Source organism: Actinobacillus capsulatus DSM 19761 (genome assembly GCF_000374285.1).
Taxonomy (GTDB): domain Bacteria; phylum Pseudomonadota; class Gammaproteobacteria; order Enterobacterales; family Pasteurellaceae; genus Actinobacillus; species Actinobacillus capsulatus.
Window position 1 is genome coordinate 101,355 of record NZ_KB893939.1, and the last position, 13,012, is coordinate 114,366.

The 13,012-nt window shown below is 39.9% G+C and carries 21 protein-coding genes; 5 read left to right on the top strand and 16 right to left on the bottom strand.

Translation table 11 applies throughout. The features are described from left to right. The first annotated feature begins 55 nt into the window (after positions 1-55). Positions 56-1,159, top strand: a complete 1,104-nt coding sequence (gene lptF, locus C228_RS0107875) for an LPS export ABC transporter permease LptF (protein WP_018652111.1) — start codon at positions 56-58, stop codon at positions 1,157-1,159. Next, on the top strand, positions 1,160-2,242 hold the full coding sequence (gene lptG, locus C228_RS0107880; protein WP_018652112.1) for an LPS export ABC transporter permease LptG: 1,083 nt from the start codon (positions 1,160-1,162) through the stop codon (positions 2,240-2,242). It abuts the gene before it with no gap. Positions 2,243-2,512: 270 nt separating this feature from the next. On the opposite strand, the gene C228_RS0107885 is transcribed toward lptG, so the two are convergent. The 16 genes from C228_RS0107885 to C228_RS0107960 all read right to left on the bottom strand — a co-directional run bounded on the left by C228_RS0107885 (position 2,513) and on the right by C228_RS0107960 (position 11,642). After that, complete coding sequence (locus C228_RS0107885) at positions 2,513-2,860, bottom strand: Mor transcription activator family protein (protein WP_018651589.1); 348 nt, start codon at positions 2,858-2,860, stop codon at positions 2,513-2,515. Then, the gene (locus C228_RS0107890; protein WP_018651588.1) at positions 2,860-3,330 is read right to left on the bottom strand and encodes a gp16 family protein; all 471 of its coding nucleotides are present in this window, start codon (positions 3,328-3,330) and stop codon (positions 2,860-2,862) included. The genes C228_RS0107885 and C228_RS0107890 overlap by 1 nt, the downstream gene beginning before the upstream one ends. 76 nt (positions 3,331-3,406) lie before the next feature. After that, on the bottom strand, positions 3,407-3,964 hold the full coding sequence (locus C228_RS0107895; protein ID WP_018651587.1) for a hypothetical protein: 558 nt from the start codon (positions 3,962-3,964) through the stop codon (positions 3,407-3,409). A 2-nt stretch (positions 3,965-3,966) separates the two neighbouring features. Beyond that, the gene (locus tag C228_RS0107900; RefSeq protein ID WP_018651586.1) at positions 3,967-4,263 is read right to left on the bottom strand and encodes a hypothetical protein; all 297 of its coding nucleotides are present in this window, start codon (positions 4,261-4,263) and stop codon (positions 3,967-3,969) included. Between the two features lie 3 nt (positions 4,264-4,266). Next, positions 4,267-4,827, bottom strand: coding sequence for a DUF5420 family protein (locus tag C228_RS0107905; RefSeq protein ID WP_018651585.1), 561 nt, complete (start codon positions 4,825-4,827; stop codon positions 4,267-4,269). A 45-nt stretch (positions 4,828-4,872) separates the two neighbouring features. Then, positions 4,873-5,214, bottom strand: coding sequence for a hypothetical protein (locus C228_RS13475; RefSeq protein WP_018651584.1), 342 nt, complete (start codon positions 5,212-5,214; stop codon positions 4,873-4,875). A gap of 9 nt (positions 5,215-5,223) precedes the next feature. Further along, positions 5,224-5,769: a hypothetical protein gene (locus C228_RS0107915; RefSeq protein ID WP_018651583.1), complete on the bottom strand. Its 546-nt coding sequence runs from the start codon at positions 5,767-5,769 to the stop codon at positions 5,224-5,226. A gap of 10 nt (positions 5,770-5,779) precedes the next feature. Further along, positions 5,780-5,950 (bottom strand): hypothetical protein, encoded by a 171-nt coding sequence (locus C228_RS14465; RefSeq protein ID WP_018651582.1) that lies wholly within the window; start codon positions 5,948-5,950, stop codon positions 5,780-5,782. A gap of 1 nt (position 5,951) precedes the next feature. Further along, positions 5,952-6,572 carry a DUF3164 family protein gene (locus C228_RS0107925; RefSeq protein WP_018651581.1) on the bottom strand — a complete coding sequence of 207 codons (621 nt, stop codon included), beginning with the start codon at positions 6,570-6,572 and terminating at the stop codon, positions 5,952-5,954. Positions 6,573-6,582: 10 nt separating this feature from the next. Beyond that, entirely contained in the window at positions 6,583-6,915 is a 333-nt protein-coding gene (locus C228_RS0107930; protein WP_018651580.1) for a hypothetical protein, read from the bottom strand. Further along, positions 6,915-8,093 carry an ExeA family protein gene (locus C228_RS0107935; RefSeq protein ID WP_018651579.1) on the bottom strand — a complete coding sequence of 393 codons (1,179 nt, stop codon included), beginning with the start codon at positions 8,091-8,093 and terminating at the stop codon, positions 6,915-6,917. The genes C228_RS0107930 and C228_RS0107935 overlap by 1 nt, the downstream gene beginning before the upstream one ends. Before the next feature lie 26 nt (positions 8,094-8,119). Then, entirely contained in the window at positions 8,120-9,958 is a 1,839-nt protein-coding gene (locus C228_RS0107940) for a DDE-type integrase/transposase/recombinase (RefSeq protein ID WP_018651578.1), read from the bottom strand. Between the two features lie 9 nt (positions 9,959-9,967). Continuing rightward, on the bottom strand, positions 9,968-10,858 hold the full coding sequence (locus C228_RS0107945) for a DUF3102 domain-containing protein (protein ID WP_018651577.1): 891 nt from the start codon (positions 10,856-10,858) through the stop codon (positions 9,968-9,970). Between the two features lie 67 nt (positions 10,859-10,925). Next, entirely contained in the window at positions 10,926-11,240 is a 315-nt protein-coding gene (locus C228_RS0107950) for an IclR family transcriptional regulator (protein ID WP_018651576.1), read from the bottom strand. A gap of 12 nt (positions 11,241-11,252) precedes the next feature. Continuing rightward, entirely contained in the window at positions 11,253-11,438 is a 186-nt protein-coding gene (locus tag C228_RS0107955; RefSeq protein WP_018651575.1) for a hypothetical protein, read from the bottom strand. A gap of 9 nt (positions 11,439-11,447) precedes the next feature. Continuing rightward, positions 11,448-11,642, bottom strand: a complete 195-nt coding sequence (locus C228_RS0107960; protein ID WP_018651574.1) for a DNA-binding protein — start codon at positions 11,640-11,642, stop codon at positions 11,448-11,450. Between the two features lie 102 nt (positions 11,643-11,744). Between C228_RS0107960 and C228_RS0107965 the strand changes: the two genes are divergently transcribed. From C228_RS0107965 to C228_RS13480, 3 genes are all read left to right on the top strand, one after another. Then, positions 11,745-12,119 carry a helix-turn-helix domain-containing protein gene (locus tag C228_RS0107965; RefSeq protein ID WP_018651573.1) on the top strand — a complete coding sequence of 125 codons (375 nt, stop codon included), beginning with the start codon at positions 11,745-11,747 and terminating at the stop codon, positions 12,117-12,119. A 3-nt stretch (positions 12,120-12,122) separates the two neighbouring features. Beyond that, positions 12,123-12,371 carry a hypothetical protein gene (locus tag C228_RS0107970; RefSeq protein ID WP_155877779.1) on the top strand — a complete coding sequence of 83 codons (249 nt, stop codon included), beginning with the start codon at positions 12,123-12,125 and terminating at the stop codon, positions 12,369-12,371. An 89-nt stretch (positions 12,372-12,460) separates the two neighbouring features. Beyond that, positions 12,461-12,952, top strand: a complete 492-nt coding sequence (locus C228_RS13480; RefSeq protein ID WP_018651571.1) for a hypothetical protein — start codon at positions 12,461-12,463, stop codon at positions 12,950-12,952. Positions 12,953-13,012: the final 60 nt, after the last annotated feature.

The window sequence follows — 13,012 nt, forward strand, 5'->3', positions numbered from 1 at the left end:
CTTATTTCTAGTTAAACCGTATTAACGGTTAAATTATCTCAATGAGAGTACTATCGTGATTTTAAGTCGATATTTAACGAAAGAGATCTTCAAAAGCCAATTGGCGATCTTATTTATTTTGTTATTAATGTTTTTTAGTCAGCAGCTGATTACCGTGCTGAATTCTGCCGTCAGCGGGAAAGTACCAACCGACTTAGTACTGAGTTTATTAGGGTTAGGAATGCCCGCCTTAGCTCAATTTATGTTACCGCTTTCACTATTTGTTGCGTTACTGCTGACCTTAGGACGCTTTTATACTGAAAGTGAAATTACCGTCATGCGAGCGTGCGGTATCGGACAAAGTTTATTAACCCGAGTAGCGCTTTTTCTGTCTATTTTTACTACGGCTCTTGCAGTATATAACGTGTTTTGGCTCACGCCTTGGGCTATCAATAAGCAAAGTGAAATGTTAGCAGAGGCGAAATCAAATCCACGTTTTTCAGCATTGTCAGCAGGTCAATTTATGACCGCAGGTGGTTACGTTTTATTTATTGAAAATATTAATAACGAACAAAATAAATTAAACGATATTTATGTGTTCCAACCGGATCAACAGAAGAAAAATCGCCCTTCCGTAGTAGTTGCGGAATCAGGTCAGTTACAAGGTTTACCAAATGGAGATCAAATTCTTACCCTTGAAAACAGTACCCGCTATGAAGGTACGGCAAATACCGCAGATTTTAGAATTTCCCATTTTGACAATTACCAAGCTTATCTCGGCTACCAAGATGTGGATTCAAATGAAAAATTAGTACAACGAGCGGATTTCAACCAATTAATGACCGATCCGTCAAACGAAGCTAAAGCAGAATTGCAATGGCGCTTTGCGCTGATTTTTGCCGTACCGCTCATGGCATTATTAGCCGTACCAATGAGTAGCGTAAACCCTCGTCAAGGTCGTTTTGCGAAAGTCATTCCGGCAGTATTGCTGTATCTGATCTATTTCTTGCTACAAAGCTCACTCAAATCTTCCGGTGCTTCGGGCAAATTAGATGCGACATTATTAATGCCGTTAGTATCAATTGCATTCTTTATACTTGCAATGGCGATGAACTTCTGGGATACAAAATGGATGTCGGCAATTCGTTATTCTTTCAGTCGTAATAAGGCGGTGGCGTAAATGAATTTATTTGGTATGAATATTCTCGAGCGCTATATCGGCAAAACCATTATTACGATGATTTTTGCCGTGCTATTCATGTCGAGCGGTTTGGTGTTTATCATCAAATTAGTCGAGGAATTTAAAGATGTCGGTAAAGGCTCTTATGATGCTTTAACCGCCACTTATTATTCGCTTTTAATGTTACCAAGTGACATTAAAGAATTTATCCCAGTAGTTGTCTTAATCGGTGGCTTATTAGGCTTGGGAAACCTTGCCAGCCGCAGTGAATTGGTGGTTATGCAATCTTCTGGATTTTCTCGTTTTAGAATCGGCTTGGCGGTAATGAAAACCGCAATTCCACTCATCGTTTTTACGATGCTAGTGAGCGAATGGGGCATTCCACAAACTGAACAGTACGCCCGAAATATGCGTTCCATCGCACAAAGCGGTGGTTCAATGCTATCGACTAAAGGCGGTTTTTGGGCAAAAGACGGTAATGATTTTATTTATATTCGCCATATTGAAAACGAGCGAAAATTAAATAATGTATCGATTTACCACTTTGAAAACAAATCGTTAAAATCGGTAACTCAAGCGGATAATGCCATTTTCAACGGTGAAAATTGGACGCTTCAGCGCGTACAAACCTCGTCGCTTGCCGACAACAGCATTCAACAAGCGAAAGAAATTAATAAAGACTGGCAAACAACAATCACGCCAAGTAAATTAGGTATCGTGTCGCTCAAACCGGAATCACTGTCTATTTCAGGTTTATCCGATTATGTCGGTTTCTTGAAAGAAACCGGACAAGATTCCAAACGCTTCCAAATTGCATTTTGGCGTAAAGTGTATCAGCCAATTTCAATGGCAGTGATGATGTTACTTGCAATCTCGTTTGTTTTCGGCCCACTGCGTAGTAGTGCAATGGGAACCAAATTATTTATCGGTATTATCGCCGGCTTCGTGTTCTATGTATCCAACATCGTGTTTGGCAATATGACTCTCGTCTTCTCATGGATACCGGTCGCTATCGGTGCATTAATCCCAAGTTTAATCTGTTTAAGTATCGTTTGGTGGCTACTGACTAAAAAACGTGATTAATCCATAACACAAGCGGTTAAATTTCTGCAAAATTTTGTTTCTATATATGGATAAATGAACCGATAGCATAGAACAGAAAATTTTATCCACATTGATGTGATCCATAGTGAGATAAATAATACAGTCTAAGTGAGATAAATGGGACTTAACGAAACTTTAGCCCACTTGTTGGGACAGGAAAAATGAAAAGGTGTTACAAAATATGAAAAAGAAAGGCGGCAGATAAAATAATAAAGACAGCTCCATTTTTAGAACAGCGGAGCTGTTTTTTTAACCGAATAAATCGGGCTGCTGATGTTTAGCAACACGTTTACGAACCCGATTAATCACCTTACGAATACCTGATTCGGTCATATTATATTTTTTCACCAAGAAGAACCAATTATTACCCGTAAATTCATTGTAGATATCTAGGTCACGTTGAGCAATTTTATAATGAAAATCTTTCGGAAATGAAATCACCATACCGGCATAATGTTCAGCCAGAAAATCAGCAACGTTTACAGCAATCTGCTCGCAAATATCCGAATCTAAGTTATAATTTTTACACAGCGCACTCACTTGGTCTTCAATATCCCGTAAGAGCTCATGTCGTGCCAGTTCCATTTGTGTGCGCATTATATGCCTCCCAATTCACGTTGCTGCCATTTCTTCAGTGTCTCTAAAACCCTTATAGCCTGGACGTTGTCAAGCTGGGTAACAAAAGGAATCGGCTGTCCGTCTTTATTCTTTGCAATCTTTGCAATGTAAGCATTTAATGAAGCTTCACTGCTATTTTTAATTATACCCTGATAATGCATTTCAAGCCATTTTGACCGAATTTTTTTAACGATATTACTGCTTTCAGAGGTAAAACTTTGCGGAGGCTTGTGGTTTGCATATTTAAAACGCCCGCTGGTAACTTGAAAACCTCGTTTTTTCATGGCTTCAAGCACTTTATTTAACTCAGCCAAATTCATCTGCGTACAGCTATCTTTGTCCACTATATTAATCAGGAAAATACGATATACTTCTTTATCCATTTGTAACTTGCTTTTGCCAATATGAATGAGCTGAATTAGCTGTTTTCTTCTTGCTTCCTGTTCCATTTTTGTCTTCTCCGTAATATGACTAAGCCTTCTCTGACGAGAAGGCTGGATAATATGTTGGGATTTTTAGGTATGACTACAGATTTAACACTTTACTATAATAGTTAAAAGCCTCTCTAAACTTTTCTTTGCTATTGATATAATCTCGTGCCGAAATCGGCAAAAGTGGCAGTTTATTCAAAAACTTCCAGTATTCCTCGTGCGTAGGCAAAGTATCAAAAAACACTTGCTTTTCAGCTTTTAAAGCTAATAAATCTGCAGTTTTCACTGCTGTTTCGGCTTCGGGGCTGATGTTGATTTTAAATTTGGTGCGAATAACCACCTCAAATGCATGCTCTATCGCTTTGTAGTCAGGTAATAGACTTTTTAACGGAGTGGTAACGTCTCCCAAATAAGCTTCTTGCGCATCATGCATTAACACCGCAAATACTGCCTCGTCCTCCATTTTCATAAAAGTTTTGGCAATCGTCGCCGCGAAAACACTGTGGTCTAATACTGAATAGTGCACATCTAATTTCCCACCGAAGCGTGGAATCATGGATAAATGGTGAATAATATCGTCAATGTGAATATCGCTGTTTTGCGGATTGGCAAAATCTATTAAGCGATTACCGTGTGTAATAAATATGTTCATTTTTATTCCTTATCACGTTCAACACTTACAATATATCCAAGCCATAGCAACTCACTTATTGCGTCGTAAAACATCTTGCTAATCCCAAACATGGATGTAGGAGATTTGATGTAGCCCTTATCTTGCCAATCCATCAAAATTCGGCGTTCTTTGTTGTTAACTGATCTTGGGTCTATGTTCTTGTCATTTATTGCGCAATATTGTAAATATGGCATTAAACGTAGTTCATCTTGTGTGAGCTCGTATCCCAACAGCTCTTGGGATTTTTGTTTAATCTCTTCAGATAATATTCCTCTCATATTTTATTTCCCCTGTAACATTAAAAATTCACTCTGTTTGATTTCAGTTAAATATTCAGGAATTAACGGAAACTCATCACCACCATAACCTTCGGATTTAACCGGTATAGACGCAATAAAGTGATTACTTGTTATGCCGCATGCAGATAAATAGGCCATACGCTGCCCAAGTACCAAACAATTCAGTTTTAAATTTCTAAGCATAAAATCATTAAAGCTCGGGTATTTTTGCAATATCCCTCTGATTTCCTGAATCTTAGCATTAAATGCTTTACCAGCTTTAGTTCGCTTGTTCCCAGTAATGCAAACTTTGCCATTATTAAGCTTTTCAACTTTGTAAGTATTGTCCGTTTTGAGTTTCTCAAATTCCGAGTTGTCCGCATTACACATAATGCCAAAAATACGGTTTTCATCACCATGCCAATATTCATAAAACGGGATGGTATCAAAGATGGCGTTTAATTCTTCATTCCGCTTTTTACGCTTATGACGCCATTGTGCATATAATGATTTAATTGGTTCAACGTCAATCAAACATTTAAAATAACGAAATTCTGGTCTCATATTTCCTCCTAAATTTCTTCAACTTCAAAAATGTCAGAACTAACCTCATCTGCGAAAAAAATCTACTAATTTGATTCCGACATATTGACCATAAGCGAATCCTTCCTCTTCATTCCACAGATACTTATCCATGCTTTCAGCATCAGATAATCTCCAGCTATTTTGACTTGCGTGATATAACGAGCTTGCTGCGATTGGTAGTATAAATTCAAGATGTTCTTTAATTGAGCTGTTTATATTAGGACTCCCGGACCAGAACGTTGACATTTCGATGATTTTGTCTTTCACATTCGGAAAATCGAAATCAATTTCAAATACTGCGGAAATCTGAATACTTTCAAAAATACCGTTGCTTACTTTAAATTCTTTCTTGCCTGTAAATTCCATACTTACTCCTTAATTCTCAATCAATTCAACATCTTCAAATTTTAAAACATAGCCTCCTTGTCTTTCCGATTTACCTTGACTCTCCATCTTTTTGTTATATTCCATCTGTTTTTCAGTTAATACACAGTATCTGGCTGGATCGTATTCATAAACTCGATTGATAATACCGATAGCCTCGTCATAATGCGCGGGCAGGTGCACATTTGCCCCTATCGGGAAAGGTGGTTTGATGTCATTATCCTTAACCCATTGCAGCTCTTTTTCTTTTAGTCTATCTCTAACAAAAAAGCTAAAATGCTGAATTTTATCCCAGTCGTCAGAAGTAAACTCCCAATCATAATCCCTGATTAAAATGTTCATTAAAACTTGTGGGCCATCATATAAATAGAACTCCTCAATTAATGCTTCATAGATACCATCTTGAAATTCTTCTGCAACTAAAGCATCTTCATGATAAGAATCCGGATAATATTGTTTAATAAAATCATGTACGGTTTGCTCGGCAAAACCTTCATCTTGATAAGTGGGTCTTGGTGGGTTAAATGTCACTTTCATTTTATTCTCCTTAATTCCCCGCTAATTTCATTCTTGCTACCGGTAAGATATTCTGTGCATTACCAACAAAGATACTTGCACCAACAAATCGCTCTTGATGTATATATTTCAGGGCTTGTTGCAGTTGGACAATCGCTTCGTTAAGCTGTAACTTAATCGTTTCTTTTTCGCCTTTGGTCATCTCATACCCCCGCAATATCAAGCGAAATTGGTTTATATTGGTCGGTATTGCCAACACGCTCATATAACCTTACATATGCTTTAGAGTTGACTATTTGCACACTTTCGCTAATGGCTTTCATCGCATTTAACCAGCGCGGGTCAGTAATCTCCACGCGGCGTAAGCCAAGAATGCGTGAAGTGTTTAAGTTACCTTCTTTATCTACATTGAATGCACGCTCAATCAACGCTTTTAATTCAGGACGAGAGCCTTCAGACCACTCATTTAAACATTCGTCAATTAGCACTTTGGCGGCTTGAATACGCTCGTCAAATTGCAGGTGGTCATTAATGGCACGCTGGATTTTATACTTACCATCGTAAGAAAATAGCGTCACATTGCCCTTAGCCCCGCCCAGTTTGGCATCGTATTTTTCCGCAGATAGCTCAATAAACGCCTGAATATCATTAAAAATACCGGTCTTAAATCTATCTAACTCGCCACGTAATGCTTTACCTTTCGCAATCCATTCTTGTACCAAAGCATCACGCTCTTTATCAATTTCTTTGACTAATTCATCGGCGGTCAGGCTGCCTTTTGCATCCTGCCAGTAGATTTTGCCGTCAATCGTTACTTTGCTCATTTGTTACTCCTTAATGTATGAATTGTGTTGGTTGATAACGCGGAAAAGAAAATATTACCCGGCAACCACATAACCGACGTTGTGCCGTAGATATCATCTGATTATTGGCATTATTGCTATGCATATAAATAATGGCTTTATGGTTATCCAACCATTTTTGCGTAATTAGGTTATATTGCACTTCTAAGGTCGGCATAGCGCCGTTAAAACGAAGCCCGATAACGGTTAAGCCATATCTGGCGCATGCCATTACCGCCTTATGTGCCGAATCTAATTGTGCAAGCAGAGACATATTGGCTAAATTTAAAGCCACTTGGCGTTTTTGATTATTATTTTTCATCATCACACTCCTTTAACCACATCTGCCGTCACTAACGGTGCGCCAAGTTCAGCGGCTAAGTTCATTGCGGCAGTCAGCAGATTACCGACCGCAAGCGGATATAACAGGCTGGTCTGGGTTTTATTACGGTTATTCATCATCACTAGACGAGTACGCACCGCTTCCAGCGCATCACGGTCAAAAATATCGCTAACCTTGCGGTTAACCGCTTTCAAGCGCCATTCCACATACGGTTCCAAGCAACTATCTAATGGGGCAAGCTCAACCACTTCACAACGTTGCACTACCTCACGCACCTCAAAATTACGTTCGGATAACTTTAATTTCAGTTCAGGCTGACCGACTAACACAATAGAAAGCAGTTTTTTAAAGCCGTCTTCAAGTTCAAAAAAGCGTTTTAAGTGTTTCAGCGTTGGTACTGGCAGGCTGTGCGCTTCTTCGATAATCAAAATGTGCTGATTGCCGGCCCGTGCGCTGTCCTTCAACACTCGATGCAACTGGCGAAAACGGGCTTCCGGCGAGCGTTTTACATTTTCTAGTGGAGCAATGGTATTAATAATTGCTTCGGCAATATGGGAAGCTTTCAGCGTTTTGCCCTTAAGGTCATTGTCTTCCATCGCGATAATGTAGGGTTCAATCGCTATAACCGGCAGGTTCTCGCTGTGAATACGGTCAATTAAATCACGGCGCAGTGTCGATTTACCGGCGCCGGATTCACCGACGACCGCAACAAAACCGCCGAATTTAGCCGTCTGAAACAGTGCTTCACGCACATAACGCACGTCCGGTGAACTGAAAACTTCATCGGCAGACCGCACTTCATCAGTAAACGGATTAGAAAAAAGTGAAAAATGTTGTTTTGTGGCTGGAAATAAAGCCTGTTTTGCGAGTAACATAGTATCGTCCTCTATTAATGTTGGTGGTTCTTCATTAGTGGTTGACACCTCCGTCACTGTTGGCGCAGTGGCGGAGACTTGTTTGAGCAGCTCGGAAAGTGCGGTCGAAATTCCCAGATTTTTCAGCACTTCCTCAAGCCGGAATTTAAATTGCTCCGTATCCGTTTTAATCAATAAGCCGTGATTAACCAGATTGGCAATCACTGCAGGCGATACGGATAACCAGCCTGCCAGCTTGCGTTGAGAGATATTATTCTCTTCCAATACCTGTTTTAGCTTTAGCATTGTTATGCTCCTTTAACTTCATTCATTTAAGCGGCGATTAACCGTAAATGTGATTTTGTGGTAGGTTCCGGCGCCACAAACTCCGCTTTAAAATCATCAAATCCAAGACTTAATAAACGTTCAGCTTCCTCACTTGGCACACCTTGCGGATATCTGCCGCTTACCCATTGATAACAATCCGCCGTCCATAAATCGCCCCATTGCGCTTTGCCACTTTTGGCAAATTCCACAACCGACATCGGCAGCAACTCTACGCGGCGGGCGTTGATAGTCAGTTCGTGTTCTTGACCTCTTTTCGGGATAAACATCACATCAGGACGTTCATCAATGGTTTTAAATGGATCAATACGACCATCAAATAACGGTTTGCTGGCTTTCTTCGCTGCTTTCACGCCGTTATCATCCGTTGCACTGTATGCCAAGCGTTCCACCGTTTCACGGTTGCGTTCAAGCTCAGTTTTAGCGTGTGATTTAAAGGCTTCACCAATCACAGCCGCATTCACATCCAACCCAAATTTATCCTTTTCAATCGGTTCAACCACAAACCAGTAAGGTTTCAAGCTCATCTCGTTATGTTCATCAAACACCTGTTCAAAGCATTCCACCTGTATGCAGTTCGGACGATATGGGTTTTTGCCCAGCCGTAGTTTGTCGCCCACATTCAGGTTTGGTACATGGCTCACATCATAAGTCAGCCCTTCAAACTTCACTTGCAACTGACCGTCCACTGTACGTTCCACCAATTTCGACACCATCAACTCTCGGCATAAGGCAAGTGGTGGGGCAAGTACCAACTGTTCAGCAGTAATATGTAACCACGCTTTATAGCGTGACATCTTATGTCGTGAATGAATTTTACTCGCGTTGAAATCTCGCATCCATTCATGAGCACGTTCGTTTAGTTCATCAATATTGGCTACCGATTTAAACCGTAAGCGGCTCTCAAATTGACGTTCAACAATATCATTCGCCTTTTCTACTTGGCCTTTCGCTCGTGGATTGCCAGGCTCGTTGATTTGTAGCTTAACCCCTAGCTGATAGCACAAATGTTTCATCATATCTGACTTATTTGCCGAGCCAGGGTCAAGCATTACCAGCTTTGGCACACCGCAAAATGGTTCGTCATTGCGTGGTTTACGTTGCATGGCATTGATAAAGGTATTACACAAGTTTTCTGAGGTTTCACCGCCGTAAACATATTCCACATAAATCGTACCACTGGTATGATCGGTCACCACATAACGCCACACACGATCACTTTCTATCTTTGCTACATTCTCAGGTTTATTTTTATAAAACCGCTTTTCTTCCATTACCTGCAAACCATTTTCATTTTCTGCGTGTGTACGTTTTAAGTAATACAATACACATAAAGAAGGGTCGATTTGCCAAACGTGATTGGGGTGCAGGCTACGCATCTGAATAGCAGGTGTTGGTTTTAATAATTGGTCAGGGTGCAATTTCGCATTCACTAACGCCCGATTGACCGCACTTTCCGAATAAGGTCGCACTTCACCTGTTGTCTTATCCACAAATTCCGCTTTAATCTCACCATTCGCTCGTAACATTTTTAATACCTCCTGTAATGGCAACATTTCTTTCTTATATTGATTACGCCGATTTTCTAACCAGGCCGCCGAAATCGTTTTTAACTCAGCAAGCGTTAGCTGCGTGGAGTTTTTATCCGATCGCACTTTGCGACCAGTCTGCGGTAAATAAGGCTTTAATTGCCGAATTAACGTCGAGCGCGCTAATTTTGTTGTTTCCACCCATTTCTGATAAATCGGCTCAATTTTTTCACCGCTGGCTTTGGCGCACTTGATTTCCAGGGCGATACTCATCAACACTTCGGGTAAAATCGCCATATGTGATCCTCAAGCCTGTTTCTGTGCAATAATCGCATCTAACGCATCGCCTAAACTCTCATCGCCTTTCCCTGACCAATCCACCGAAGCCGATGGCACATCATTTAGCCCATAGGTATCTTTCAGTTCAATCAAAGCCAGCTCAATTTCTGCCACAACACCACTCATAAATTGCGTATGGTCCATGCCGCTTTCTTCACTATGTTCAAGCAAGGCATCAAAAGCAGGGCGAACCTGTCCGCGTAAAATAGCTTCCGCACCGTAGGCAATTTGCGACACTTCTTTGCGTAAGTCGCCACCTTTGCGGTCAGGGCTTCGGGTTTCGATATCTTTTTTCTTTTTCGCCAATTCCATATCTAATTCATTAATTTTATTATCTTTATTAGCTAACACTTTGCCCATGGCTTCTTTTTCGGCTTTCGCATTGCGTAATGCCTTGCGAAGTTCCTGTACGCTCATGCGATCAACTTCATCAAGAGTTAAGTTGGCAATGGTGCCACCTTCGGCAAGTTCTTTTAAGTCATCGTCATCTTGAGCCATCAATTCGAGCAATTTGGATTTACCTAACTGCACTAGTTTCGGGGTGGTATCTTGTAAGCCATCACCACAAAATTTAATGGTTGCTTGCATAAAGCGTGAGGCAGTTGAGCGGGTAATACCAAATTCAGTTTGAACGGTTTCCGTAAATTCACCATGGGCTAAATGTTCTTTTAAAATAATTAACACCCGCCCGAATTCCAGCATTTGTCCGGTCATAGCTTGCTGACAATGTTTGCCACGATCAACAAACAGCTTTTTATCAAATACCTCGCCGTTACCCCATTTCTGCATTATTGCCATACTGTGGCGCACATAATTCTCGGTCGAAAGTGCGGTGGAATTTTCAGTTAATTCGGTCATTTTCTGATTCCTTTTAATTTTGTGTTTTTTATTCAAATGTTGCGATGTCGCAACATTTGCTTGTTTCTTAAGCAAATGTGCCAGCTCGCACACGTTGATCGATTTCGGTCATACGCTGCTGCATTTTTTCCCATTCTTGACGATATGCCTCGGCTACCTGTAATACACGCACACTCAACGTAAATCGCCCTGTTGGTAGTTTTTCCGCAAAGCCTTCATCAACCAAAATTGCCAGTGCACGGGTGATATTAACCGGCGTATCATTGAGTCGTTCGGCGATTTCGCTGTTACTTAACCCATTAATAGAATGCCCTTTGAGGGCGTAAATAACATTTAATACGCGACGGGTCGCTTTGTTATTAGTGCCTTTTAATTCAGTCATATTCACACCTCATTAATTAATCTTGGTTTGTAAACTTTTAACTTGATTAACTGGAATATTGTGTTTATCGGCGATTTGTTGTGTATTTTGTTCACGAAACTTATTCAAAATCGCCTGATTTTTAATGTCTTTGCGTTCGCGTCGTCTATATTCACGCGCTAAATACCAAGTACAGAATTTAATCAGTAATCTTTTCATGACTGTCTCCTATGCAGCTACTTTAAGTCCAAGCTTTACAGCAATTTCGTGGCTTTTTCCGTAACTGGCTTTAATAGTGCCGTTAAGCACGCGTGATACATGTGTAACGTTATAACCATGGCATTTAGCCCAATGGGAAAACGTCTCACCTCGTGCACGAAATTCCGCTTTTATTTCATCGGCGGTTTTTGCAGGTTTCTGCATTTTTGTTCCTCCTGTGTTAAAATTGGATTAAAAATTTAATCAATTACAATAATGCTTATTTTGCTCAATTGAGCAATTTAAGTCAAGGAGAAATTTCACCAAATGGGCATAAATTTAAGACTTAGATCAATTATTGAACAATTAAACCTTAATTTAACAAAATTTTCTGAACAATCAGGCATACCATATCGTTCACTGCATAACTATTTAAGAAATGAAAGGGAGCCTAACTCTGAAAGCTATATGAAGCTTGCACAAATGGGCATAAATATAAATTGGTTACTGACTGGGGAAGGAGATATGTTTGTTGAGGGTGTTTCTAAATTACCAAATGCTGAGGCAGATACCCTGACAACAGAAGAAGCAAGCCTAATAGACGATTTCCGGAACATGAATAATCAGGGCAAGGTAGCAGTTAAAACCACCGCTCGGGCAATGGCGCAGCAAGAGCTGTTTAAAAATAGTAAAGTAGGCTAATCAATGGAGAACACCATGCAACCCCTAACCGACCAAGAACAATTGTTAATTGATGTGGCATCCGAGGCGTTACTGCTGGATATTTTCGCCCGAGCGCTTGCCTTTTCCACGCTCCCTGTCGAAACCCGTCGCGAAAAAATGCAGCAAATCCGCGACATGCCTTTTGCTGAAAGATGCGAGTATTTAACCGACCTATTAAAAGACGTCTATTCTATGGGGTTTGATACGGCAAGAATGGGAAAATGTAATTAAAAATATTGATTAAGCAATAACGAAGTGTTGATGATAATTGTGAGCTCTTAGAACCGCAAAGCAATAAGTCAATAAGGAGAAAATATACTATGTTAAAGGAAACTATTGAAACAGCTAAATTAATAAAAAACGCTTTTGATACGGTCGGTAAACTTAATGATGATATTACCAAATTAAAAGAATTGGGAGAATCAAATGTAAAAACAGTAGAGCTCACCCAAATTGCAATTAATTTACAACAACTTATTATCTCACTACAAAAAGATTTATGGGCATTACAAATAGAGAACAAAGAGCTTGAAGAGCAAATTAATAAAGCTCACGAATTTGAAGTAGAAAAAAGCCAATATGTGCCATTTCAGTTTCCTACTGGAGCTTTTGTATATCGTAGTAGCGAAGGTATAACTAATGAAAATAGTGAAACTGCATTTCATTATCTATGTGCAAATTGTTACAGCCAGCAGAAGAAATCTATACTTCAACCTGCAGGGATCACAAATGGACACCACTCAATGAAATGTAACAATTGTCCATCAGTTATATTATATAAACCGGTTAAATCAAGCTATTGGTCTATTTAATGATTAATTATATTTATTAAAAAGGAGAAAACCATGACAGATCTAGAAGAAATTATTATT